The sequence below is a fragment of the Agromyces sp. H17E-10 genome, assembly GCF_022919715.1.
Lineage (GTDB): Bacteria > Actinomycetota > Actinomycetes > Actinomycetales > Microbacteriaceae > Agromyces.
Window position 1 is genome coordinate 1,033,518 of record NZ_CP095042.1, and the last position, 24,012, is coordinate 1,057,529.

Genomic DNA, 24,012 nt, shown 5'->3' on the forward strand with positions numbered 1-24,012 from the left:
TCCGCGTGGGACGTCGTCGACACCTCGACCAGGCGTGGCCGCAAGCCGGCGCACACCGTGGATGAGATCGTCGCGGCCGCGATGGACCTGGCCGACGGCGAAGGAATCGCCGCGGCATCCCTGCCGAAGGTGGCGGCGCGCATCGGCGTCACGACCAACGCCCTCTATCGCTACGTCGACTCCAAGGAGGAGCTCGTCGTACTGGTCGCCGACCGGGCGTGGGGCGCGGCTCCCGAGCTGCCCGCCGACGACTGGCGCGCCGCGGCGACGACGTGGTCGCAGCGCCTGCACGAGCGATTCATCGCGCGCCCGTGGCTGCTCGACGTGCCCACGACGCTTCCGCTGACTCCGCACACCGCAGCCTGGCTCGACGTGCTGATCGTCGGACTCGGGCCGGCCGGTCTGCCGTCGAACGAGGTGCTGTACTCGGCCTACCTGCTCGACAGCCACGCACGGTATGACGCGAATCTCCGCCGCAACGCCCCGACTCCGCCCGCCCTGAGCGTGACGCATCCCGACCGGCGACGAGCCGTGCGCGGCTTCCTCGACGTCCAGCTGCGCGCCCGCGGGCTCGACGCGGTGGCCGACGTCATGCGCGACCCGGCATTCGTCGGTGACGCGACTTCGCCCGACGGGTTCGAGTTCGGGCTGGCGCGCATCCTCGACGGCATCGAGGCGCATGTCGCGGGCGGGCGGGGGCGGTAGGCGCATGCGCAGACCGTTCATGACCGGCTCCCGCCAGCTCGAGTCGCTCGAGGGCCAGCAGTATCTGGTGCTGCGTCCCACCGGCGCCGTCGCCGAGTTCTACGACGCCGAGCAATCGGCGCTGCTGCGAGGCCTGCCTGCCTCGATCACCCACCCCGATGCCGGACACGTGACGCTGCGCGGGTTCTTCGAGCCCGAGCGGGTCGACGCGCTGCGCTCTGCACTCGCAGCATGGGCCGCGAAGCAGCCGCCGGTCGACGTGCGCGTTCGTGCGATCGACGGGTTCCCGCCGCCGTTCCAGGTGATCATCGCGCGCGCCGAGCGCTCGCCATCGCTCGTCGACGCCTACGCGAGCCTGACCACCGCCCTGGATGCGACGGACTTCGACCGCATCGGCGAGCTCCCGCTCGACGAGTGGGTGTTCCACATGTCGCTGGCGTACGCGGGCACGCTCGACGAACGCGCGTGGGGCGACACGCTCGAGCGCCGCCGGCGCGAAATCGCCGATGGGCCGGCAGAGACCATCGCCGAGGTCGAGTTCGTCTGGTATCGAGCCGGCGTCGAACACGCCGAGGTGCTGCCGCTCGGCTCCAAAACGGCTCTCGCTGCCGAGCTTGATTGAGCCCGCCGTCACCGCCCTCTCGGTCACGGCGAGCACCCCGCGCAGCATGCCCGCTCGGTGCCCACGTCGTTATTCATCCGCGGTGGAATGAGCGGCCCGAGGTCGTAGATGCGAGGATCGAACGCATGCCGACGACCCCGCCGCCGACGCCCACGCCGATCGACCTCGACACCTGGCCGCGCCGCGAGGCGTTCGAGCACTACCGGCACCGCGTGCCGTGCACCTACGCGATGACGGTCGAGCTCGACGTCACCGCGTTCGTCGCCGCCCTGCGCGCAGCATCCCGCAAGACCTACCCGTCGCAGATCTGGGCGATCGCGAACGTCGTGAACCGGCACGCCGAGTTCCGCATGACGCTCACCGACGACGGCGCACCCGCCACGTGGCCGGTCGTGCACCCGGCATTCACGGTGTTCAATCCCGAGCGGGAGACCTTCGCCGCCGTGTCGGTGCCGTACGACGCCGACTTCGCGAGCTTCCACGACGCTGCGGTCGAGGTGCTCGCGTCCGCGGCCACCGCGACCGAGATGTTCCCGCAAGGTGGGCTGCCCGCGAACGGCTTCGACGTCTCGAGCATCCCCTGGACGAGCTTCACCGGGTTCACCCTGCAGATCGACGGCGGGTCGAACCACTTCGCGCCGATCTTCACGCTCGGGCGGTACGTCGAGCGTGGCGGCCGTACCCTCCTGCCGCTCGCCGTGCAGATCCACCACGCCTCGGCCGACGGGTTCCACACCGCTCGACTCGTCGGCGAGCTCGAACAGCTCTTCGCCGATCCCTCATGGGTCGCCGCCTGACGGGTGCGTGACACGGCCGCGCACCGCGCGTAGCGTGTCCGGCAGCAACGCCACGCCGGACGAGGGGGTGCCCGTGACGGTTCCCGATCGCGATCCATCCCGCGCGCACTGGATGGAGCTCTTCTTTGACCTGATCTTCGTGGCGCTCGTGGGGCAGCTCGCGCACGGACTGCAGGAGCATCCGACGGTGTCGGGGCTGCTGCTGTTCGTCGCCCTGTTCGCCTCGGTGTGGTGGTCGTGGGTGAACCTGACCTTCACGGTCAACGTGATGCCCTGGCTCACCCGCCGGCAGCTCGCGCTCGTGATGCTCGCCGCGATGATCTCGGTCGGCGCGATCGCGGTCGCCGCGCCCGAGGCCACGGGCGAGCGCGCGTGGCTCTTCGCGGCCGGCAACGCCGCACTGCGATTCGTGCTGCTCGGGCTCTGGATCGCCGTGTCGTGGCGCACGGGCGGCACGGCGTCGCGGGTGCGGGTGCTCGCCTACAACGGCGCGACCGCCCTCATCTGGCTCGTCTCGATCTGGGTGCCGGTGCCATGGATGTTCGCGCTCTGGGGCCTCGCCATCGTCGTCGAGGTTGCCCTGCTCGTCACGAGCAGCCGCAGCTGGGCCGACCGCGTGCTGCCGAACATGAACACAGAGCACCTCTCGGAGCGATTCGGCCTGCTCGTGGTGATCGTGCTCGGCGAGTCGGTGCTCGTATGCGTCGCGACGCTGAGCGGGCACTGGGGCGCCGCCGAAGGCGTCACCGCCGCGCTCGGCCTGTGCGTCATCTCGATGCTCGCGTGGTCGTTCTTCATGTACGGCACCGACGCCATGCGCACCGGCCTCGACGCGCTGCGCGAGGCGGGCGACTTCCGGGCGATCCGCGACACCGTCGGGTTCCTGCCCTTCCTGATCGTCGTCGGCGTGACCGCGATCTCGGGTGCGCTCGCCGCGGCGATCGCCCATCCGCACGAGCCGCTGCCCGAGGCATCCGTACTCGCCCTCGCCGGCGGCATCGCGATCTTCTACGCGACGAACGCGATCGTCTCGCTGCGGTTCGGCCGGCCGTTGCGCGCGGTGCTCGGCTGGGCGGTGCCCGCGCTGCTGCTCACGGCCGCGCTCGGACTCGCGAGCCTCGTGCTCGACGCGCAGCTCGCGATCGCCGCGGCGGCCGTCGTGCTCGGGGTGATCGTCGCGATCTCCGAGCTCACCAATCGACGCAAGCGCGCGGTCGGGCCCGGTACCGAGGCGGGACTGCCGGTCACGCCGACGGGTTGAGCGCGCCACGCATCGGCCCGAGCCGCGCGCCGGGCCGCATCGGCGCCCTCAGTCGGTGCCGGCCACCTGCACCCGCGCCTCGAGCCCGAGGAACCGCCCGTAGCGCGCCGCCGCGTCGTCGATCGCCTCGCGCTCGTACCGAGCGAGCGCGCGATGCGGATGCAGCGCGAAGGTGACCGCCTTCGCGTTGACGGTGCGCTTCATGGCGGCCAGCAGTTGCCCGTCGACGAGCGCCATGCCGATCGCCGTCTCACGCTCGCGCGGCACGATGCCCTCGCCGTCGAGCACCCAGCGCGAGTCCTGGTAGCCGCGGTACATCTCGTCGAGGACCTGCAGCAAATGACCCTCGGGTTCGGCGGGCCCCGCCGGTGGTGTCTCACCCATCGCGTGCCAGTAGGTGCGCCCATCGTGCTCGAACGACTCGAGCCGGTCGGCGACCGCCGCGATGCCGCGGCGCGCGTCGGTCACCGTGAGCGTGGCCCAGTAGGCGAGGTCCCGTTCGGTCGCCGGTCCGTGAGCGAGGCAGTACCGCAGCGCGAGCTCGGCGAGCGCCTCGTCGCGATCGAGCCCGCGTCCGCCCGAGACGCGCTCGCTCAGGAGTGCATACGTATGCTCGCCGTCGCGCGGCGCGCCGCTGCAGACGAGCCCCGTCATCTCGAGCCGCCCGACGACCAGCATGAGCTGCTGCCCGGTCAGCTCGAACCCCTGCTCGGCCAGCGCTGCGCCCAACTCGGCTCGGGTGCGGTCGGATGCCGCGCCCAATGTGGCCTCGACCGCGTCGGCGAGCGCGGAGAAGTGCTCGGCGAGCGGCTTCAACTGCTGGTCGAACACCGGCAGCACGCGCGGCGCGGTGAGCTCGGTGAGCCAGCGCACGTCGTCGGCGTGCACGTAGTGCCAGGTCGGCCGCAGGACGTGCGTGCGGATGACCCGCCCGCCCGCGAGCGCTCCGGCGAGATCTCCGACGCTCGGGTCGCTCGTGCGTGTCGCGACCGCCCACGCCGACTGCGCCGGGTTCTCGGCCTGCACGGCGAGGAGTGATCGCACGACCGACTCCGCCCCGTCGAGCGGCGCGGCGAGCGACTGTGAGCGCAGCCGCCATCGGGCGAGGTCGCGATCGGTGATCATGCTCCGAGCGTACGGCGGGCCGGTGTCGATCGGTCTCGACGCTGCCGGCCGCGAGGCACTGCGACGGAGATCACTCCCGCCGACCGGACCACCGAATGAGCGAGATCAAGCCGTACACGAGGCCCGCCACGACGAGTGCGACACCGCCGAGCGAGAAGGCGAACTCCGCGGGGGTCGTGTAGTCGACGCCGCCGTTGACGTCGACGTCGTGGATGCGAGGCAGTTGAATCAGGAACGTGACCGCGATCACCACGATCCCGAGAACGACCGCACCGATCGAGACGAGCCCATGGGGAAATCGCTTCAAACTCGCACCTCCCGGTCGCAGTGACATCAGACCATGCTCATCCCAGTCGGCGTTCATGGCAACCGCCGTCCGGTACATGCCCATGATCACGAGCTCTCCGGACGACCCGCCCGATCACGCCCAGCCCGCGAGGTGCGGCACCTGCTCGACGACGAGCGCGCCGGCGAGCACGATCATCGCCGCCCCCGACACCCGTGAGACGACCTTCATCGCCGACGGCCGCAAGCGAAGCACGGCTCGCGCGCCGAACCCGACGACGGTGTAGACGAGGGCGCAGCAGCCGACGAAGATCAGCCCGAGCACGGCGAGCTGCACGGGGATCGGCCACGACCCCGAGTCATCCGTGAACTGCGGCAGCAGCACCACGAGCACGAGCAGGCCCTTCGGATTCAGCCCGCTGACGCCCGCGCCCTGCGCGAGGCGCAGCCACGGGCGGTCGGATGCCGCGACCGGCGCCGGGCCGGCGCTCGCGTCCAGCTCCGCTCGCCCATCCGTCGCGGCGGCGACGACCGGCGGATCGCGCAGCACCCGCACGCCGAGGTAGACGAGGTAGGCGGCCGCCGAGAACGTGAGCACGACGATCACCCACGGCACCGCGGCGACGGCGGCACCGACGCCCACCGCGACGGCGGCCACTACGACGAGGTACCCGAGCAGCACGCCCGCGATCGGCGGCAGGATGCTGCGGCCGCTCGTGCCCGCGGCGATGAGGTAGGCCCAGTCGGGGCCGGGCAGCAGCACCATGAGCGTCATCATGACCGAGCACGCGACGAGCAGCTGTACGTCCATTCCGGGGCCTCCTTCATTCGGGCCCCTCGAACGTATGCGACTCGCGTTGGAAGCCGCTGCCGAATTCAGCCCGACGCAGCACCTGTCGTGGAAGAATCCACCCCATGGACGCCACTGATCGGAAAATCCTTGCCGAACTCCAGCTGGACGGCCGGCTGAGTCTCACCGAGCTCGCCGACCGGGTGCAGCTCAGCATGTCGCCGACGCACCGCCGGTTGCGCGCGCTCGAGGAGTCGGGCGCGATCACCGGATACCGAGCCGTGATCGACGCCGACCGGGTCGGGCTCGGCTTCGGCGCGCTCGTCTTCGTCACGATGGAGCAGGCGAACCGCGCCACGGTGCCGGCGTTCGATGCCGCCGTCGCCGAGATCCCCGAGGTGATCCAGGCGCTGCGCCTCTTCGGCGATCCCGACTACCTGCTGCGCGTCGCGGTGCCCGACCTCGCCGCGTACCAGCGATTGTGGGACGAACGCCTCTCGGCGCTCCCCGGCGTGCGCCGGGTCGCCTCCACGCTCGTCATGAAGACCATCGTCGACGACCGGCCGCTGCCGATCTGACGCCGTTCTCAGCGGCAGCCCGGATGCCGCGACCCGACGCCGTTCCTAGGCTCGCGCGCATGAACATCGAGATCCCGGCAGCGTCGCCGGGCGCAGCCACCGCGCACACGTATCTCTTCGCCCTCGCCGACGGCGGCGGCACGGTGCCCGTTGAACTCGGGGTGGTGCGTCGGCTCGTGGAGCGCGGCCACCGCGTCACGGCGATCGTCGACGCCAGCATGCTCGAGGCGGCGCGCCGCACCGGTGCCACGGTGCGCACCTGGAGCGCGGTGCCGACCGACGCGTACCGCGACTGGGCGATCCGCAACCCGCTCGAGCTCGCCCGCGGCATGGCCGACCACTACCTCTCGGGCCCCGCGGCCGGACACGCGCACGACACCCTCGCGGCGATCGGCGCCGATCACCCCGACCTCGTCGTCACCACGTTCTTCACCCTCGGCGCGATGATCGGGGCGGAAGCCCGCGGCATCCCGTTCGACGTGCTCATGCCGAACGTCTACATCGCGCCCGTCGCAGGCCGGCCGCCGGGCGGCGCGGGCATGAAGCCGATGCGCGGCGCCTTCGGGTCGTTTCGCGACCGCGCAGCGAACGCCATGACGAGCCGGTTGCTCGACGGGTACACGCTGCCTGCGCTCAACGAGACACGCGCGCGATACGGACTCGCGCCGATCGGCACCACCTGGGAGCAGGTGCACCACGCCCGGCGCGAGCTCGTGCTCACCTCGGCCGAGTTCGACTTCGCAGGCGAGTTCGGGCCGAACGTGCGCTACGTGGGCCCCGTGCTCGACGACCCCGCCTGGGCGGCCGACCCCGCGTGGACGCCGCCGCCCGGTGATGACCCGCTCGTGCTCGTGGCGATGTCGTCGACGTTCCAGAACCAGACCGACTGCCTCCAGCGCATCGCCGATGCGCTCGGCACGTTGCCAGTGCGCGGACTCGTCACGACCGGCCCCGCAGTCGAGCCCGAGGCACTCCACGCTCCGGCGAACGTCGTCGTCGAGGCATCCGCCCCGCATGCCGCGGCCATGCGCGACGCGGCCGTCGTCGTGACGCACGGCGGGCACGGCACGGTCATGAAGGCGTTGGCCGCGGGCTGCCCGCTCGTCGTGCTGCACCACGGCCGCGACCAGGTCGACAACGCCGTGCGGGTCACCGCACGGGGCGCCGGCCTAACCGTGCCTCGCCAGGCCTCGTCAGCGCGCATCGCCGAGGCGGTCGCCGACGTGCTCGGGGACGAGCGCTTGCGGCTCGCGGCGGAGCGACTCGGCACCGCGATCAGACGGGATGCCGCAAGCGGCGCCCTGCTCGACGAACTCGAGCGGATCGACGCGAACCGGGCGCCGGTGGAGCCGCCTGCAGGCGCCCGCCGCACCTGACGCACGGCCCGGGCGGCGGGCTCAGCGCCCGAAGATGCGGGCGAAGAACCCGGTCGACGGCTCGTTCTCGTGACCCGCGCAGCGCTCGTTGCGGGGCACGGCGCGCATCACCTGGTCGACGTGCTGGCCGCAGCCCGACCACGTCGTCTTGCCGCACTTGCGACACGTCACGGCACTGCACATGGGATTCCTCCAGGGGTTCGGGTGAGGGGCGAGCCGGGCGCTCGCAACCCACTCAAAACAATACCCCGGGGGTATCTGGGAAACTGCGGGGAACGCAGCCTCACAACCCCTCCGCGATCTCCTTGATCGCGGCGAGGCGACGCTCCCATTCACGGCCGACGGCGTCGAGACGGGCGGCGGTCGCACTGAGCTCGGCGCCGAGCACGCGATAGCGCACCTCGCGGCCGACCCGCACGGGCTCGACCAGGCCGACCTCCGCGAGCACCGCGAGGTGCTTGGCGATCGCCTGGCGGGTCACGGGCAAGCGCTCGGCGAGGGCCGACGCCGAAGCGTCGCCCTCGCCGAGCGCCGCGAGGATGCTCCAGCGCGTCTCGTCGCCCAAGGCGGCGAACACGGGAACCAGCGTCGCTGAGCTCATGCTTCGCCCTCGAGCAGGGCGACGAGCTTGTCGAGCTCTTCGACCCAGCCCTGCGCGTGGTCGGCCATGTTCGACGCCGGGTTGCTCGTGCGGTCGAAGCCGGTCTCGACGACCGTGAGCTCGGTGCCGCCGTCGACCTCGTCGAGGGTGAATGTGAAGACCGTCGTCGTCGCCTCGTCGACGACGTCGGGCCGGCGGTCGGCCGCGTCGTCGTTGCCCCAGCGGTACGAGACCGAGCGCGGGGCGTCGATCGCCTCGACGCGCAGCGGGATCACGCCGTACCCCTCGAACGTCATCGCGCCCGTGGCGCCGACCCCCGCGCCGTCGAGCACCGTCCGCCCGAACCATCGCGAGATGTGCTCGGGCTCGGTGACGGCACGCCAGACCTTCTCGAGGGGGGCGGCGATGCGGATCGTCCGTCGTACCGTGAAGGCGCCTTCGTCGATGACGGATGCTTCGTTGTCGGTCATGCTCACCATGATCGCGCTCCTTCCAGCGGATGCTGAGTGGATGTCGCGGCGATCGAATGATCACCTGCAACCCAATAGTTGCATGATCCATCACAGAGCGCAACCGCAGAGTTGCATTTCTTCGGATCAGCCGATCCGCAGCACGACGCTCCCCCGCTTGTGCCCGCCATCGACGTAGCGGTGCGCTTCGACGACCTCGTCGAGTGCGTAGGTGCGGTCGATCACGGGACGCAACACGCCAGACTCGGCGAGCGCGGCGAGCCGCTCCATGCCCGCTGCGCCCATGCGTCCACCCTCGTGGTCGACGACGAGGCCGCTTCGCCGCGCCTGGCGCTTCGCCGAGAGCAGACCGGGCAGGTCGAGGATGACGAGCAGCAGCGCACCACCGGGACGCAGCAGGTGCGCCACCCGCGTGAACGGCGCATTGCCGACGCACTCGACGATCACGTCGTAGCGACCGGCCTCCCCCGGCGCCGCGAAGTCCTCGCGCGTGTAGTCGATGATGCGGCGCGCGCCGAGCGAGCGCACGAGCTCGGTGTTGCCGCCGCTCGTGACCGCCGTGACGTTCGCACCGCGTGCCGCCGCGAGCTGCACGACCGCCGAACCGACCGCGCCGGAGGCGCCGTTCACGAGCACCTCGCTGCCCGGTCCGATCGCGACGCGATCGAGATACCGGACTGCGGTGTGCCCGCCGAAGACGATCGCGGCGGCCTCGTCGAAGTCGAGGTTCGCGGGCTTCGGCGCCACCTCGCCGTCGGCGGCGATCGTCACGTACTCGGCGTGGCAGCCCATGCGCGACCCCCGCATGACGATGACCTCGTCACCCGCGGCGAACCGCGTGACCCCGGTGCCGACGGCGTCGACGACGCCGGCGCCGTCCATGCCGAGCACGTGCTGCCGCGGCCGGAAGAGGCCGACGGTCGGCGCCACCATCAGGCTGAAGCCGCGCGGCAGACGCCGGCTGCGCAGGCGCTGGTCGGCGACGCTCACGGTCGAGGCGCGCAGGCGCACGCGCAGCTCCCCCGGCCGGGGTTCGGGCTTCGCAATTCTGGTGACGCCCACGACGCCGGGCGGCCCGAATCGATCGAGGTAGGCGGCGCGCATCGTGGCTTCGCTCGTCGTCGCTGCCGCCTCGGCGGCCGTCTCCTCCGGCTGTGCTGCGATCGACATCATCGTCTCCCTTACGTTGTAAGTCTTACGACGTAAGATACGCCGCCGCACTGCGCGTGTCCAGACCTTCGCGACAATTACCTGACGTTGTACGGTGAACTGTGCCCAGAACCGCCGCGCGAACGCCCCTCAGCCGCAAGAGCGTGCTGCAGACCGCGCTGCGCATCGCCGACCGCGAGGGCATCGATCGACTCACGATGCGCGCACTCGCCGACGAACTCGGCGTCGAGGCGATGTCGATCTACTACCACCTGCCCAACAAGAACGCGATCCTCGACGGCCTCGTCGAGCAGGTCTTCGCCGAGATCGAAGCCGAGGTCGGCGGCTTCACCCCGCCGCGATCGATGGATGCCTCGGACTGGTCTCCCACGCTCCGCGAACGCATCCTCGGCGCGCGGAGCGTGCTGCTGCGGCATCCCTGGGCACCCGGCGTCATGAACGCACGCGGGACGCCCGGGCTGCTCGCCATCCGCTACGCCGACGGCATCGTGGGCATCATGCGCGCCGGAGGGCTCTCGCACGATCTGATCCACCACGGTTTGCACGCGATCGGCAGCCGCATGTACGGATTCGTGCAGGAGCTCAACGACGACAACGCGGCCGAGCCCCCGGCCGACCCGTCGGCGTTCGCCGCGCTCGCGCCGCACCTCGCGGCCATGCTCGCCGACGTCGTGCACGACGACCCCGACTCGACGCTCGGCTGGTGCGACGACCAGACCGAGTTCGAGTTCGGACTCGACCTCGTGCTCGAGGGCCTCGAGCGGCGCCGGGCGGCGGAGCGTTGACGAGCGACGCCGGCCCCGAGGCATCCGCGACCGCCACCGCCTCGGAGCAGACGAACGCGGCGCGGCCGGCCACGCCGGCCAGGCGGTCGGTGGCGAAGCAACTCGCCTGGGCAGCGCTCGCGGTCGGAGTCGGCATGCCGCTCTGCCTCGGAGCGTGGATCGGACTCGTCGTGCTCGGCGCCCGGCTCGACTGGCCGTTCACCGCGAACGAGATCTTCGCGTGGCTCGCCGCAGCGCTCGTCGCGCTCGTGCTGTGGCCGATCACGGCGTACGGGGCGCAGCGTCAGGTCTGGCACTTCCGCGCGCGCCGGCCCGACGAGTCGATGCGCTGGGGCGCCGAACCGACCGCGCCCGTGCCGAAGGTTCCGCTCACCGTCGGCGAGCGCTGGGCACGAGCGGCGATCCTGTTCGTCGGGGCCGCCGCGCTGCTCGCGATCTGCGGCCCGCAGCAGGTCACGCTCGCCCTGCTCGGCGCGCTCGATGCGGCGAGTGCTGGCGCCCGCTCGTGGTGGCTCGCCCTGCAGTTCGGGGCGTTCCTGCTGATGGCGGCGCTCATCGTGCCGGTGCTCTGGCTCACCGACCGCCGCGTCCGCCGGCTCCCGGCGGACTCGAGCGAGCGGACGCGGTTCGCGGTCGTGCAGGCCTGGTACCTCGGCGCGGCGATCGGCTGGGTGATGAGCGCCGTCGTGGGTTTCGTGATCGCGCTCATGATCGTGCGGTACCTGTAGCTGCGGCATCCGCCCTGGTCTCGACACGCTCGCCGCGCTCACGACTCGCGCCGGTCGCGATCGGCGATCAGCGCACGAACCTGAGCGTGGACCACCCCGTCCCGATCTGCTTCGGTGCACCGAAGGGCGCGCCCCAGTCGGGCGATGTCGAGCGCCACAGTCGCCCGCTCGTGTCGCGCGCGATCACCGCGCGGTTGCCCGCGCCCAGCACGACGTTGTACGGCGAGAAGCCGTAGCCGATGACCTTCGACCCTGACATCCAAGAGCCGGTACCGGTGGCGCGATACACGACGAGGTCGGGCCGCCCGCTCGCGGGGACGAGGTAGTTCGACACGACGAGCGTGTCGTCCGTGCCGTTGCCGTCGATGTCACCGTCGCCGATGAGTGTCTTGAAGCTCCCCCATCCCGACCCGATCTGCGACGAGGCACGGAAGCCGCCTGAGCCGTTGCCCGGATACAGGCGGAGGCGTCCGGCGGTGTCCCGCGCGATGACGTCGTTGGCGCCGTCGCCGTTGAAGTCGCCTGCGCCGTAGATCGCGGTGAACCCCTGCCACCCCGTGCCGACCTTGATGCCCCCGCCGCGCCACCCGCCGACGCCGTTGCCCCGGTACAGCCACAACGCGCCCGTGCGGTCTCGCGCGAGGAGGTCGGGCAGACCGTCGCCCGAGAAATCGCCGACCGCGAAGACATGATCGAAGGCCGTCCACCCTGAGCCGATCACCTTCGACGACGCGAGGCTCCCGTCGGATCGCCCCGGGTACATCAGCAGACTTCCCGTCTTGCTGATCGCGAGCACATCGGGCCGACGGTCGCCGGAGAAGTCGCGATTCGGCCCGTTCTCGTCCGTCTTGAAGGTCACGGTTCCCGTGACGGCGGCCCCCTCGCCGATGGCGAAGGCGCTGATCTTCACCTGTTCGAAGCCACCGCCCGAGACATGACCCCTCACCCGATACGTGCCCGGGTAGAGCCCGCGTCGAGCGAAGGTCGACTTGCTCGCCGAGACCACGACGTCCTCCTCGATGATGCGCCACGCGCCGTCCGACGTCCGGCGCTCGAGGTCGAGGTAGTACGTGCTCGATGCCGGGAGCAGGCCCAGCGTCTTGACTTGGACGGACAGGCTCCCGGCTCGCCGCAGCTTCACGTCGATGGCCGCCGGCACGGCGCCGTTCCGCATGTCGATGACCTTCGACGTGTCGTCGGGCGCGGTGCCCGCCTGGTTCTGCGTCGCGTAGACGGAGGCGGGATCGCGGAACACGATCCGGTAGATGCCGTCGAAGACCTGCGCGAACCGGTACCGGCCATCGGCCCCGGTGGTCACGACCTGCTGTTCGTACCAGACGGGATTGACGGCGTCTCGTCGTTGCAGCGTCGCCATGATGCCGCGCAGCGGCGAACCTGCGGTGTTCCGGACGACGCCCTGCGGGCCGCGGCCCGCTGGAAGGGTGTGATCCAGCACCACGTCGGCGCTCAACGTGATCCACGGGCATTCCGAGCCGCAGGCCTCTCCGTCGTACCAGCCGTTCAGCGAGTCGGTCGCGCCCAGGTTGATGAACTTCACGCCGGCGTAAGCGCCGACCGGCACGTCGGGGATCACGAAACTGCCGTCGGCAGCGGTGAGGGCCGACGGCCCGGAATCCGAGTAGGGACTCGTCGTGACGATCACCTTGACCTCGCCCGCTCCGGCGACCCGCGATGCGCCGCCCAGGCGTGCGATGCCGCTCACGGACACGGTCGTCGCCTCGACGGCGTCGGCCGGGGTCGGCGACATCGTCGAGATCAGCGCCGCCGCCGTCAGCGCGGCAAGCAGTCCGAACATGCGAGCGCCGCGGACGCGGCGCACCGATTCAGCAGGGTTCACCGGTGGTCTCCAGTCGGTCGGGTCGATTCACCCTAGGCGAGCGACGCGCCGTCGAACTCACCCCCGTTCGGGGGGTTCGGCCGCGACGAACGGCACGCCGGCCCGCGAGTCCACCGGTCCACTCGACCAGTGGGCGCGACCGGCGTAACGTTGCCGCCGAAGCGACGGGCCGAACAAAGGGGTTTCCGATGGCCGAGCTCTCACCCATCCAGCCGTGCCTGTGGTTCAGCGACAACGCCCGCGAGGCGATGGAGTACTACGTCGAGGTGTTCCCGAACTCGCGCATCAGGCGCATCGACGAGTACCCCGACGAAGCGCTCGACGAGCACTTCGTCGGCATGCGCGGCAAGGTGCTCAACGGGCAGTTCACGTTGAACGGCGTCGACTTCGTCTGCCTCGACGGCGGCCCGCTCTTCACGTTCAACGAGTCGATCTCGTTCGTCGTGTCGTGCGCCGACCAGGCCGAGATCGATCGGTACTGGGCAGCACTGTCGCACGTGCCCGAGGCCGAGCAGTGCGGCTGGTGCAAGGACCGCTTCGGCGTGAGCTGGCAGGTCATCCCGGCGAACATGGGCGACCTGACGAAGCGGCCCGAGCAGATCCAGGTGATGATGGGCCAGAAGAAGGTCGTGATCGCAGAGCTCGAGAACGCGTAGGCCGCACCACTCGCTCGTCGCCGGCGCTCGCTAGGCTCGGGCCCATGCCCGCCGCCGCGATCGCGCTCTGCGTCCTGCTCGCCCTGCTCGCGATCTTCCAGCTCGCGCTCGCGCTCGGTGCCCCGCTGGGCCGGTTCGCGTGGGGCGGTCAGCATCGCGTCCTGCCCGCGCGGCTGCGCGTCGGCAGCGCGGTGTCGATCGTGATCTACGCGATCATCGCCGTGCTCGCCCTCGATCGGGCCGGTCTCGTCGACGTCGTGTCCGACGCGGTGTCGACGGTCGGCATGTGGATCGTGTTCGCCTACTTCGTGCTCGGCATCGCGATGGACGCGATCTCGCGCAGCCGGGCCGAACGCCTCACGATGACGCCCGTCGTCATCGTGCTCGCGGTGCTCAGCCTGCTCGTCGCGATCGGCTGACGTCGCACCGCCGCCGACGACGGGGGCGTCGCCGAACCGACGACGTCGGCGAACCGACGACGGATACGGGCGCCCGGCCGGCGGTTCCCCCCTCGCCGGCCGGGCGCCCGGGTCTCCCCGTCGGCTATCGCACGCTCTCGAGGAAGTCGCGCGTGCGCTGCCGCTGCGGTCGGTCGATGACGTCCTCGGGCCGTCCGGCCTCGACCACGACGCCCCCGTCCATGAACACGACCTGGTCGGCGACGCCCCGCGCGAAGCCGATCTCGTGGGTGACCACGATCATCGTCATGCCCTCGTTCGCGAGCTCGCGCATGACGTCGAGCACGTCGCCGACGAGCTCGGGGTCGAGCGCCGAGGTCGGCTCGTCGAAGAGCATCAGCTTCGGGTCCATCGCGAGGGCCCGCGCGATCGCGACGCGCTGCTGCTGGCCGCCCGACAGCTGGGCCGGGTAGTGCCTCGCGAAGTCGGCGAGGCCGACCCGGTCGAGCAGTTCGAGCGCGCGCGCCTTCGCCTTCGCGCGCGGTGCACCCGCGATGCCCACGGGTGCCTCGGTGATGTTCTCGAGCGCGGTCATGTGCGGGAACAGGTTGAACTTCTGGAACACCATGCCGATGTCACGGCGCTGCCTGGCGATCTGCTTCGGCGTCATCTCGTGGATGTCGTGGCCCGCCTGCCGATAGCCGATGAGCTCGCCGTCGACGATGATGCGCCCGCCGTCGATCGACTCGAGGTGGTTGACGCAGCGCAGCAGGGTCGACTTGCCCGAGCCCGACGGGCCGAGCAGCACGGTCACGGTGCCGGCGGGCACGGCGAGCGACACGTCGCGCAGCACCTGGTGGGCTCCGAAGCTCTTGCGCACGCGGCGGATCTCGACGAGCGGCCGGGCCTCGGCCGCGGCATCCTCGATCGGTTTCGTGGTGGTGAGGGTGTTCATGCTGCACTGACCGCCTTGGTCTCGGGCGCGGGCTCGGGGCCGGGCCGGCGCGAGGCGAACGCCTGACGCAGGCGCTGGAACGGGGTCGGCGGCAGGTTGCGGCTGGTGCCGCGGCCGTACCGTCGCTCGAGGTAGTACTGCGGGATCGACAGGATGCTCGTCATGACGAGGTACCAGATGCTCGCGACGATGAGCAGCTCGACCTGCTTGAGGTTCTGCGACGAGATGACGGTGGCCTGCGTGTAGATCTCGAGCACCGCGATCACCGAGAGCAGCGAGGTGTTCTTCAGCATCGAGATGGTCTCGTTGCCCATCGGCGGGATGATCACCCGCATCGCCTGCGGCAGCAGCACCCTGCGGAACGTGTACAGCGGCGACATGCCGAGCGAGTACGCGGCCTCGCGCTGGCCCTCGTCGACCGAGATCATGCCGGCGCGCACGATCTCCGACGAGTACGCGGCCTGGTTGAGGGTGAGCGCGAGGATGCCCGCGACCATCGCCGTGATCAGCAGGTTCGTGTCGGCCTGCCAGAACACGATGTCGGTGAACGGGATGCCGATCGACAGCTTCTCGTAGAGCAGGCCCAGGTACCCCCAGAGCACGATCTGCACGAGCAGCGGCGTGCCGCGGAACGCCCACACGTAGAACCACGCGACGCTCGTGAGCACGGGGTTCGACGAGAGTCGCATCGCCGCGATGACGATCGCGAGCACCGTCGAGACGACCATCGCGATGAACGTGATGAGCAGGGTCAGCCACACGCCGTCGATGATGCGCGGATCGACGAGGAACTGCCCGATCGCCGCGAAGTCGATGTTCGGGTTCGTGAACACCGAGTACGCGAACCCGGCGACGAACACGAGCACCACGGCGGCGCTGATCCAGCGCCACGGCCGGCGCAGCGGGATGGCGCGGACGTCGTCGTCGGTCGACTCGGGTGCAGCGCCGAAGCCGGGCGCAGCGCCGGGCGCTGTCGAGGGTGCGGCGGGCGCCGCTGGTGCGGTCGTCACTGCTCCGCCCCCTGGTTCACCTCGGCCGACTCGACGGCGTAGGCGGCGATGTTGTTGCGCTCGAGCACCTGCTGGTAGGTGCCCTCGTCGATGAGGGCCTGCATCGCGGCCTGCACGGCCTCGACGAGGCCGGTGTCCTCCTTGAGGATGCCGATGCCGCTGTAGACCGGGTTGAAGCCGGCCGGGTTCTCGGGGTCGCGCACGACGTCGAACGCCTCGCCGTCGTCGGTCGTCGCCGCGACATACTCCGCGACCACGGCGTCGGCGACGTAGGCGTCGCTCTTGCCGGCCCGGAGCGCGGTCTGCGCGTCGAGGTCGCTCGGCAGCTCGGTCACGGTGACGGGGTCGCCGTCGCACTCCATGGCCCGCAGCAGCTCGCCCTGCACCGTGGCCTTCTGCACCGCGACGGTCTTGCCGCAGAGGTCCTGCTGGGTGTGCACGCCGGCCTCGTTGCCGGCCTGCACGAGGATCGCGAACCCGCCGTGCGTGTAGTCGACGAAGCTCAGCGTCGCCTGCCGCTCGGGGGTGTCGTTCATGCCGCTCATGATGATGTCGTTCTTGTCGGCCTGCAGCGACGGGATCACCGAGTCGAACGCCTGCTTGTTGAGCGACACGTCGATGCCGAGCTTCTGGCCGATGAGCCGGCCGAGCTCGGGGTCGAACCCGATCGCCCGGTTCTGGTCGTCGTACATCGCCATGGGCGGGAACGGGATGTCGACGGCGACGTCGATGCGGCCCTTCTCGACGATGTCGTCGGGCAGCAGGTCGTGCAGCGACTCGTCGACGGTCGTCGAGACCTCGTCGCCGGCGGGCAGGCTCGAGCCCGCGGCGGCCTGGGCGCCGGAGCCCGAGGCCCCCGAGCAGCCGGTGAGGGCGAGGGCGGCGGCGACGGCCGTCGCGCCGAACAGGAGGGTGGTGCGTGCGATCATCGGTGACTTCCTTGTCGTGGTGGGGGTTGGTGATCGATCGGGATGCCTCAGGCGAACGCCTCGGCCATGGCCGGCGCGTGCGTCGCGAGGAGGTCGTCGTAGGTCTCGCGACGAGTGACGAGGCGGGCGTCGCCCTCGCTCGCGAAGACGATCGCGGGCTTCAGGGCGCCGTTGTAGTTGTTCGACATCGTGTAGGCGTACGCGCCGGTCGCCGGCATGACGACGAGGTCGCCGACCCGCGCGGGCGGCAGCGCGGCGCCGTCGACGAGCAGGTCGCCCGACTCGCACTGGCGGCCGACGAGCTGCGCGGTCTCCGTCCACGGCTCGAGCAGGCGGTCGGCGATGATCGCCTCGTAGCGCTGCTGGGTGAGGGCGATGTCCATCTGGTCGGCGAGGCCGCCGTCGACGGCGACGAAGGTGCGTCCGGTGCGCTTGACCGTGGTCACCCGGTACAGGGTCACGCCCGCGCGCGCGACGACCGAGCGTCCGGGCTCGATCATGAGCTTGGCGTCGGCCGGCAGGTGCGCCCGCGCTGCCGCGACGATCTCGTCGAGGTAGGCGGCGACCTCGGGGGCCTCCTCGTCGTAGGTGTACGCGATGCCGAGACCGCCGCCGACGTCGTACGTGCCGAAGGTGCCGACGCTCGAGATCTTCGCGACGGCCTCGCCGAACTGCGCGACGTCGAGGATCTGGGAGCCGATGTGCAGGTGCACGCCCTCGAACTGCATGAGCGGGTGCGCCTGCATCCGGGCGATCGCGCGGGCGGCCTGGTCGATCGGCAGGCCGAACTTCGAGTTCTGCCCGCCGGTCGCCTGCGACGCGTGGGTCTTCGCCTCGACACCGGGGATGACGCGGAGCAGGAGCCGCTGCGGCCGTTCGAGCAGGCGTTCGAGCCGATCGAGCTCGTCGTCGTTGTCGACGATGATCGCGCCGATGCCGGCCTCGAGCGCGAGGCGCAGCTCGGCGTCGGTCTTCGCGTTGCCGTGGAAGTAGAGGCGCTCGGGGTCGACGCCCGCGGCGAGCGCGAGCCGCAGCTCGCCGCCGCCGGCGATGTCGATCGAGAGCCCCTCCTCGTGGGCGAGCCGGTACATGCCGACCGCGGGCAGCGACTTCGAGGCGAACAGCACCTCGGAGTTCGGCCACCGTTCGCGCAGCCCCTCGACGAAGCGGCCGATCTGGCGTCGCAGCCCCTCCTCGTCGTAGACGTGCAACGGCGTGCCGAAGCGCTCCGCGAGCTCGGTGACGGCGACGCCGCCGATCTCGAGCACGCCGTCGGCGCTCGCCGACGACTCCTCGGGCAGGATGCGCCAGAGTTCGCCCAGGCGGGTGCCCGCGGGTGCGGGGCGGTTCGCGGTCATCGTTCCTCCTTCGCGCGGCGCCTTCGCCGTCGCGGTGGCCAGCCTAGGAAGAACGGGATCGCGATTGGTTGGCGATCTCGGATAACTTTGCCCCATGGATGCAGCGATTTCTCCAACTGGCGTGTCGCCGAGCCCGCGGGTCACGCTTGCCGAACTCGTCGACGGACTCGGCCCGCGCACGGTGACGCCGATCGGTCCGCCGCTGCCGTCCGTCGCCGTCACCGGCACGGAGTTCGTCGACATCGCCGAGGAACTCGGGGACGTCGCATCCACCCTGCTGCTCGCACCCTCGACGGCGTCGCTCAGCACCGCCCGCCTCGCGGCACTCGCCGGTGCGGCGGCCGAACACGGCGCCGCCGGCCTCGCGCTCAAGTGCAGTGCCGACCGCGTGCCCGCGCTCGCGGCCATCGTCGAGTCGACGGGCCTGCCGCTCGTGCGCGTCGCCGACCGCATCAGCTGGCGGCTGCTGGACGCGCAGCTCACGCACCTGCTCGGCGAGGCCGAGGCGTCGCTCGCGCCGCCGCAGCAGCGCGGCGCCGAACCGCTCTTCGCGATCGCGAACGAACTGGCCGAGTTCTTCGGCGGCTCGGTCGCCGTCGAAGACCTGAGCCGCAACATCCTCGCCTACTCGTCGGTGCCGGGCCAGCTCATCGACACGCTGCGCACGCACGGCATCCTCGCGCGGCAGGTGCCCGCTTCCCCCTACAACGACGACCAGTACCGCACGGTGCTGCGCTCCGACCGCCCCATCAAGTACCCGCGTCTCGGCGACGAGGAGCCGCGAGTCGCCTTCGCGATCCGCGCCGGCGCCCTGCCGCTCGGCAGCATCTGGGCGATCGACGCGTCGGGCGAGGCGCCCGTGACGGCCGATCAGGAGGCGCGGATGCGACGGGCGAGCGCGCTCGCGGGCGCCCACCTGCTCGACGACCTGCGGGCGCACGCGACCGACCAGCGACCGCGCGAGGACCGGCTGCGCACGCTGCTCACCGGCATCGACCTCACCGGCACCGAGTTCGCCGAGCTCGGCATCGACGAGGACCGGGGCGCCGCGTTGCTCGCGTTCGAGGTGCCGAGTGCGGGCCCGACGGCGGTCGCGCAACTGCGGTCGACCGTCATCCGCCACCTCGTGCTCAACCGGCCTGATGCGGTCGCCGTCGCCCACCGCTCACGCGTGTACGCGCTCTTCGCGGCCGGCTCCGTCGACGAGGCGACGACGGTCGCCGAGCCCCTCGTACCGCTCGTCGACCGGCTCGTCGGACCGGGCACGCGCATCGCCGTCACCGGCCCGGCGCACCGCTCGGGCGACGTGGCCGGGGCGAGAGACCTCGCCGACCGGTTGCTCGAGGTCGCGGGTCGCGGGGCTGCGGAGGGCGGGGCCGTGGCCTCCAGGGCTGCCGGGTCGGCAGGCGGCACGCACGGCGTCCGGGAGCGCGGCGTCGCAGGACAGCGCATCGTGACGGCCGCAAGCCTGCGACCGCTCCTCGTCGTCGACCGGGTCGCCGAGCTGTTCGCCGCGGGCGACGAGCTGCGCGACCCCGCCCTCGACGCCCTGCAGTCGTCGGAGGCCGAGGCCTCCCGGGCCGTCGCCGAGACGCTGCTCGTGTGGCTCGAGTGCTTCGGCAACGTCGCCCAGGCGGCCGAGCGCCTCGGCGTGCACGAGAACACCGTGCGGCACCGGCTGCGGCGGGCGACCGAGTCGCATGGCGTGCGGATCGGCGACGCCGACGAGCGGCTCGCCGCGTGGCTGCAGCTGCGCGCGCTCGCGCGCTGAGCCCGCCGGGCAGCGGTCACCCCACCGAGCGCATGAAGGCACCGAGTTCGTCGGCGGCGAGCTGGGGTTCCTCGAACGCGAGGAAGTGACCGCCTCGTCCCGGCTCCGAGTAGTGGCGAAGGTCGGTCACGGCGCGTTCGACGATCGAACGCGGGAACCCGCGCATGCCCGGTTCGCAGCTGAGCGTCACGGCCGTCGGCACCGTGACGGTCGGCCGCTTCGCGTTGTGTGGAAAGTCGAGGTACTGGCGGAACGAGGTGCCGATCGATCCCGTCGCCCAGTACAGCGTGAGGATGGTGCAGAGCGCATCTCGATCGAACCGCGACTCGACGTCACCCCCGCAGTCGCTCCAGTCGCGGTACTTGTCGACGATCCAGGCGGCGAGCCCGGCCGGCGAGTCGACAAGGGCGGCGGCGATCGTGTCGGGGCGGGTGCCCATGATCGAGCTGTAGCCCTCGTCGCCTTCGTCGTACGCCGCCTCGGCGTCGAGGAACGCCTGCTCGTCGGGCGTGATCGGCGACGCGTCGAAGTCGGCCGGGAACGCGCCGTGGATGAGGTGCAGCCCCGCCACCTCGTTCGGGTGCATCGTCGCGAGCCACGTCGACGCCGCACCGCCGATGTCGCCACCGAACGCGAAGTACCGGTCGTACCCGAGCGTCTCGGTCATGAGCACGTGGAAGGCCTCGGCGATCGCAGCTCGGGTGAGCGGGCCGTCGACGAGTTCGGAGAAGAGGAATCCCGGCAGCGACGGGATCACGACGTCGACGTCGAGCAGGTCGGCGAGCGGCAGCATCTCGACGAAGCTGCTCGGCCACCCGTGCGCGAGCAGCACGGGCGGCCTCGTCGGGTCGCGCCGCAGGTGCACGAAGTGCTGCCCGCGGTCGACGAACTGCGGATACTCGTTGAGCCGTGCCTCGGCCGCGCGCCAGTCGAAGTCGTTCGCCCAGTAGTCGACGAGCGAGGCGAGATAACCGGGGTCGACGCCCGCACCCCAGGCGGACGCGCTCGGGGTGGTGAAGCGCGTGCGGGTGAGCCGGGCGCGCAGGTCGTCGAGCACGTCGTCGGAGACGGAGATCGGGAAGGGCTGCATGGCCCGACGGTATCGGGCTCGACCGACGGCCGTGGTCTCGATACGCGCTGCGCGCTACCCGACCGACCGCACGTCGTCGATGATGACGTAGAGCTTGCGCACGGTCTCGTGCACGTCCCACACGCCGCGCCAGCCGCTCGGCGTGATGAGGGTGTCGCCGGCGCCGAAGGTCACGGGCTCCTCGCCGTCGACCTCGATCGTCACGCTCCCTGACAGGAACTGGCACACCTCCGTGTAGCCCTCGCGCGCGGCGGCGAACCGACCGGGCGTGCACTCCCAGTAGCCGACGTCGATGCCGGGCACCTCCCACAGCGAACCGGACGCCTCGAGCACGCCCTCGGTCAGGGCGGTGGGCTTCGGCACGGCAGGGCCGAGGTCGCGCGCGGTCGGCGCGAGCCCTGCGACGGTCGGTACGGCGGTGGGCTGGTCGGTCATGGTTGCTCCGATGTTCGATACGTTCGGGGTCGTGGGCGCGCGGCCCCGCGTTCAGCGCCCGGCGACGAGGTCGGCGACCTTCGCGATGGGCGACGTGGTCGCCCGCCCCCGCTGCTCCCCGCGGTCGGCGGCGTGGTACGCGGTGTAGATCGCCTGCACGGCGAGCCAGCGCAGCGGCTCGATCTCCCAGTTGCGGGCCTGGTGCCCCACCCACGGCAGGCGGGTGAGCTCGGTGTCCTGGCCGAGCACGAGGTCGCGCAACGTGCGACCCGCGAGGTTCGTGGCGGTCACGCCCGTGCCGACGTAGCCGCCGGCCCAGCCGAGGCCGGTCGCCCGGTCGTGGCCGACGGTCGCCGCCCAGTCGCGGGGAACGCCGAGCACGCCCGACCAGGCGTGGTCGATCGCGGCGCTCGTCGTCTGCGGGAAGAAGCGGTTCAGGAGGGCCGTCAAGCTCTCGATCGTGCGCTGCTGGGTCTGTCCGTCCTGGTCGACGTGCGACCCGTAGCGGTAGGGCACACCGCGGCCGCCGAACGCGATGCGGTCGTCGGCGGTGCGCTGCGCGTACATGTAGACGTGCGCGAAGTCGCCGAGCACCTCGCGGCCGTTCCAGCCGATCTGCTCCCAGACGGAAGCTGCGAGCGGTTCGGTCACGATGAGCGACGAGTTCATCGGCAGCCAGGTGCGGTGCAGGCCCTTGAGATCGGGCGTGAAGCCCTCGGTCGCGCGCAGCACGTGCGCCGCGCGCACGGTGCCGTGGTCGGTACGGGCCTCGCCGGGCACGATCTCGGTGACGGTCGTGCCCTCGTAGATCGCGACGCCGAGCCGTTCGACGGCCTGCGCGAGCCCGAGTGCGAGCTTCGCGGGGTGGATGCGTGCCGCGTGCGGGTGCCAGATACCGCCCAGCACGCCGTCGACGTTGATGCGCGCGGCGGCGGCCTTCGCGTCGAACACCTCGACGTCGGTCGCGGGCCACGACTGCTCCGACCCGCCGGCGGCCTCGAGCCGGGCGAGCTGGGCCGGGTTCAGCGCCACCTCGAACTCGCCACCCTTGTGGATGTCGGCGTCGATGCCCTCGGTCGCGGCGACCGCGATGACCTCGTCGACCGTCGCGTTGAGCGCGCGCTGCTGCGCGATCGCGGCCTCACGGCCGTGCGTCTTCACGTACTGGGCACGGCCGCCGGTGACCGAGTTGGTGAGCCACCCGCCGTTGCGCCCCGAGGCCCCGTAGCCCGCGAAGCGGCGCTCGAGCACGGCGACGCGCAGGTCGGGCTGGTCGCGCTTCAGGTAGTAGGCCGTCCAGAGCCCGGTGTAGCCGGCGCCGACGATCGCCACGTCCACGTCGAGGTCGCCCGGAAGCGCCGGTCGCGGGGTCGGCACGCCGACCTGCTGCAGCCAGAACGAGACGCCGCCGTTGACCGTCATGTGGGGTGTGCTCCATCTTCGTCGAGGGTCCGCCGCCGCGGACGGGGCGCCGGCGAGGCATCCCGTTCGCCTGAGATATCGGCGTGTTGTACAACAGTGTTTTGAAACGTACCCTCGTCATGTCAGGCTGTCAAACGCCGGCTCGCGCACGACGAGCCGGTGAGGGAGGGAGGCCCGTGCCGATCGAGGTCGACCCCGACGAGCGCCTCGCCGACATCGCCCGCGCGACCGTCGAGGTCGCCCGCGAGCGCGGCACGCGCGCCGTGACGCTGCGCGCCGTGGCCGAGCGCCTCGACCGCTCGACCGCCTACATCACGAACTTCGTGCCGTCGCGCGCGCTGCTCATGGCGAACGCGCTCGACCACGCCCGCGCCCAGTGGGACGAGTCGCGCGCGGCCCACCTCGGCGATCGCGTCGGCGTCGAGCGCCTCGCCGAGCTCACCCGCTGGATGTGCTCCTCCTCCCCCGAGGAGAACGTGCTGCGCAGCCTCTGGATCGAGGTCATCGCCGACGTGCGCGGCGCGAACCGGCGCGCCTACGAGGTGGTGAAGGGCGTTACGGATGCCACCTACGGCAAGTTCCTCGCGGGCGCCGAGCACGTCGCGCACGACGGCGAACGGGTCGACCACGACGAGGCCGCCCACATCGCCGACATCCTCTACCTCTACTGCCGCGGCTACGAGGTGAAGGCGATCGAAGACCCCGAGGTCTGGACCGACGAGCGGGTGCAGGCCTCGCTCGAGGTGCTGCTCGACGCCCTCGTGTTCGGGCGCTCCGGTTCGCCTGCCGAGTGACGGCCGCACGACCGGTCGCGCGACCGGCCGCGCAGCCGTACGA

27 protein-coding genes are annotated in these 24,012 nt (G+C 71.3%); 12 read left to right on the plus strand and 15 right to left on the minus strand.

Annotated elements, in window-relative coordinates; all coding sequences use genetic code 11:
- Positions 1-57 precede the first annotated feature (57 nt).
- The 4 genes from MUN74_RS04675 (at position 58) to MUN74_RS04690 (ending at position 3,385) form a co-directional block, all read left to right on the plus strand.
- A complete protein-coding gene (locus tag MUN74_RS04675) occupies positions 58-705 on the plus strand; it encodes a TetR/AcrR family transcriptional regulator (RefSeq protein WP_244855252.1) in 648 nt (215 codons plus the stop codon).
- A 19-nt stretch (positions 706-724) separates the two neighbouring features.
- Positions 725-1,327: a 2'-5' RNA ligase family protein gene (locus MUN74_RS04680; protein WP_244855253.1), complete on the plus strand. Its 603-nt coding sequence runs from the start codon at positions 725-727 to the stop codon at positions 1,325-1,327.
- A 125-nt stretch (positions 1,328-1,452) separates the two neighbouring features.
- Positions 1,453-2,124, plus strand: a complete 672-nt coding sequence (locus MUN74_RS04685) for a CatA-like O-acetyltransferase (RefSeq protein WP_244855254.1) — start codon at positions 1,453-1,455, stop codon at positions 2,122-2,124.
- Between the two features lie 73 nt (positions 2,125-2,197).
- Positions 2,198-3,385: a low temperature requirement protein A gene (locus tag MUN74_RS04690; RefSeq protein ID WP_244855255.1), complete on the plus strand. Its 1,188-nt coding sequence runs from the start codon at positions 2,198-2,200 to the stop codon at positions 3,383-3,385.
- 48 nt (positions 3,386-3,433) lie between these two features.
- Here the strand turns inward: MUN74_RS04690 and MUN74_RS04695 are convergent, their stop codons facing one another.
- The 3 genes from MUN74_RS04695 to MUN74_RS04705 all read right to left on the minus strand — a co-directional run bounded on the left by MUN74_RS04695 (position 3,434) and on the right by MUN74_RS04705 (position 5,606).
- Positions 3,434-4,510, minus strand: coding sequence for a winged helix DNA-binding domain-containing protein (locus tag MUN74_RS04695; RefSeq protein WP_244855256.1), 1,077 nt, complete (start codon positions 4,508-4,510; stop codon positions 3,434-3,436).
- A 70-nt stretch (positions 4,511-4,580) separates the two neighbouring features.
- The gene (locus MUN74_RS04700) at positions 4,581-4,874 is read right to left on the minus strand and encodes a hypothetical protein (RefSeq protein WP_244855257.1); all 294 of its coding nucleotides are present in this window, start codon (positions 4,872-4,874) and stop codon (positions 4,581-4,583) included.
- 57 nt (positions 4,875-4,931) lie between these two features.
- Positions 4,932-5,606 carry a LysE family translocator gene (locus MUN74_RS04705; RefSeq protein ID WP_244855258.1) on the minus strand — a complete coding sequence of 225 codons (675 nt, stop codon included), beginning with the start codon at positions 5,604-5,606 and terminating at the stop codon, positions 4,932-4,934.
- A gap of 104 nt (positions 5,607-5,710) precedes the next feature.
- Between MUN74_RS04705 and MUN74_RS04710 the strand changes: the two genes are divergently transcribed.
- Together MUN74_RS04710 and MUN74_RS04715 are read left to right on the plus strand one after the other, a co-directional pair.
- On the plus strand, positions 5,711-6,163 hold the full coding sequence (locus MUN74_RS04710) for an Lrp/AsnC family transcriptional regulator (protein WP_244855259.1): 453 nt from the start codon (positions 5,711-5,713) through the stop codon (positions 6,161-6,163).
- Between the two features lie 59 nt (positions 6,164-6,222).
- Complete coding sequence (locus MUN74_RS04715) at positions 6,223-7,539, plus strand: glycosyltransferase (protein ID WP_244855260.1); 1,317 nt, start codon at positions 6,223-6,225, stop codon at positions 7,537-7,539.
- Between the two features lie 21 nt (positions 7,540-7,560).
- Here MUN74_RS04715 and MUN74_RS04720 read toward each other — a convergent pair whose 3' ends face one another.
- From MUN74_RS04720 to MUN74_RS04735, 4 genes are all read right to left on the minus strand, one after another.
- Positions 7,561-7,722 (minus strand): hypothetical protein, encoded by a 162-nt coding sequence (locus MUN74_RS04720; RefSeq protein ID WP_244855261.1) that lies wholly within the window; start codon positions 7,720-7,722, stop codon positions 7,561-7,563.
- Between the two features lie 100 nt (positions 7,723-7,822).
- Positions 7,823-8,140, minus strand: coding sequence for an ArsR/SmtB family transcription factor (locus tag MUN74_RS04725; RefSeq protein WP_244855262.1), 318 nt, complete (start codon positions 8,138-8,140; stop codon positions 7,823-7,825).
- A complete protein-coding gene (locus MUN74_RS04730) occupies positions 8,137-8,610 on the minus strand; it encodes an SRPBCC domain-containing protein (protein WP_244855263.1) in 474 nt (157 codons plus the stop codon). Before MUN74_RS04730 ends, MUN74_RS04725 begins: the two co-directional genes overlap by 4 nt.
- 126 nt (positions 8,611-8,736) lie before the next feature.
- A complete protein-coding gene (locus MUN74_RS04735; RefSeq protein ID WP_244855264.1) occupies positions 8,737-9,780 on the minus strand; it encodes an NAD(P)-dependent alcohol dehydrogenase in 1,044 nt (347 codons plus the stop codon).
- Positions 9,781-9,881: 101 nt separating this feature from the next.
- Here MUN74_RS04735 and MUN74_RS04740 point away from each other — a divergent pair, with 101 nt between their 5' ends.
- Complete coding sequence (locus MUN74_RS04740) at positions 9,882-10,565, plus strand: TetR/AcrR family transcriptional regulator (RefSeq protein WP_244855265.1); 684 nt, start codon at positions 9,882-9,884, stop codon at positions 10,563-10,565.
- The gene (locus tag MUN74_RS04745) at positions 10,562-11,293 is read left to right on the plus strand and encodes a hypothetical protein (RefSeq protein WP_244855266.1); all 732 of its coding nucleotides are present in this window, start codon (positions 10,562-10,564) and stop codon (positions 11,291-11,293) included. Before MUN74_RS04740 ends, MUN74_RS04745 begins: the two co-directional genes overlap by 4 nt.
- A 67-nt stretch (positions 11,294-11,360) precedes the next feature.
- Here MUN74_RS04745 and MUN74_RS04750 read toward each other — a convergent pair whose 3' ends face one another.
- Positions 11,361-13,109, minus strand: coding sequence for an FG-GAP repeat domain-containing protein (locus MUN74_RS04750; RefSeq protein WP_244855267.1), 1,749 nt, complete (start codon positions 13,107-13,109; stop codon positions 11,361-11,363).
- Between the two features lie 230 nt (positions 13,110-13,339).
- On the opposite strand from MUN74_RS04750, the gene MUN74_RS04755 reads away from it, so the two are divergent.
- Together MUN74_RS04755 and MUN74_RS04760 are read left to right on the plus strand one after the other, a co-directional pair.
- On the plus strand, positions 13,340-13,807 hold the full coding sequence (locus tag MUN74_RS04755; protein WP_244855268.1) for a VOC family protein: 468 nt from the start codon (positions 13,340-13,342) through the stop codon (positions 13,805-13,807).
- Between the two features lie 44 nt (positions 13,808-13,851).
- Positions 13,852-14,226, plus strand: coding sequence for a hypothetical protein (locus MUN74_RS04760; protein WP_244855269.1), 375 nt, complete (start codon positions 13,852-13,854; stop codon positions 14,224-14,226).
- A gap of 124 nt (positions 14,227-14,350) precedes the next feature.
- Here the strand turns inward: MUN74_RS04760 and MUN74_RS04765 are convergent, their stop codons facing one another.
- Genes MUN74_RS04765 through lysA form a run of 4 tightly spaced genes read right to left on the minus strand, consistent with a single transcriptional unit; the run spans position 14,351 to position 18,457 of the window.
- Positions 14,351-15,160 carry an amino acid ABC transporter ATP-binding protein gene (locus tag MUN74_RS04765; protein ID WP_244855270.1) on the minus strand — a complete coding sequence of 270 codons (810 nt, stop codon included), beginning with the start codon at positions 15,158-15,160 and terminating at the stop codon, positions 14,351-14,353.
- Positions 15,157-16,170 (minus strand): amino acid ABC transporter permease, encoded by a 1,014-nt coding sequence (locus MUN74_RS04770; RefSeq protein ID WP_244855271.1) that lies wholly within the window; start codon positions 16,168-16,170, stop codon positions 15,157-15,159. Before MUN74_RS04770 ends, MUN74_RS04765 begins: the two co-directional genes overlap by 4 nt.
- Positions 16,167-17,099 (minus strand): ABC transporter substrate-binding protein, encoded by a 933-nt coding sequence (locus MUN74_RS04775; protein WP_244855272.1) that lies wholly within the window; start codon positions 17,097-17,099, stop codon positions 16,167-16,169. Before MUN74_RS04775 ends, MUN74_RS04770 begins: the two co-directional genes overlap by 4 nt.
- Positions 17,100-17,146: 47 nt before the next feature.
- Entirely contained in the window at positions 17,147-18,457 is a 1,311-nt protein-coding gene (gene lysA, locus MUN74_RS04780; RefSeq protein WP_244855273.1) for a diaminopimelate decarboxylase, read from the minus strand.
- A 121-nt stretch (positions 18,458-18,578) separates the two neighbouring features.
- On the opposite strand from lysA, the gene MUN74_RS04785 reads away from it, so the two are divergent.
- A complete protein-coding gene (locus MUN74_RS04785) occupies positions 18,579-20,228 on the plus strand; it encodes a PucR family transcriptional regulator (protein WP_244855274.1) in 1,650 nt (549 codons plus the stop codon).
- A gap of 16 nt (positions 20,229-20,244) precedes the next feature.
- Here MUN74_RS04785 and MUN74_RS04790 read toward each other — a convergent pair whose 3' ends face one another.
- Genes MUN74_RS04790 through MUN74_RS04800 form a run of 3 tightly spaced genes read right to left on the minus strand, consistent with a single transcriptional unit; the run spans position 20,245 to position 23,175 of the window.
- Positions 20,245-21,318, minus strand: coding sequence for an epoxide hydrolase family protein (locus MUN74_RS04790; protein ID WP_244855275.1), 1,074 nt, complete (start codon positions 21,316-21,318; stop codon positions 20,245-20,247).
- A 54-nt stretch (positions 21,319-21,372) separates the two neighbouring features.
- Positions 21,373-21,753, minus strand: a complete 381-nt coding sequence (locus MUN74_RS04795) for a cupin domain-containing protein (protein WP_244855276.1) — start codon at positions 21,751-21,753, stop codon at positions 21,373-21,375.
- Between the two features lie 51 nt (positions 21,754-21,804).
- Positions 21,805-23,175 (minus strand): NAD(P)/FAD-dependent oxidoreductase, encoded by a 1,371-nt coding sequence (locus MUN74_RS04800; protein WP_244855277.1) that lies wholly within the window; start codon positions 23,173-23,175, stop codon positions 21,805-21,807.
- A gap of 176 nt (positions 23,176-23,351) precedes the next feature.
- On the opposite strand from MUN74_RS04800, the gene MUN74_RS04805 reads away from it, so the two are divergent.
- Positions 23,352-23,969, plus strand: coding sequence for a TetR/AcrR family transcriptional regulator (locus tag MUN74_RS04805; RefSeq protein WP_244855278.1), 618 nt, complete (start codon positions 23,352-23,354; stop codon positions 23,967-23,969).
- The last annotated feature ends 43 nt before the right edge of the window (positions 23,970-24,012 follow it).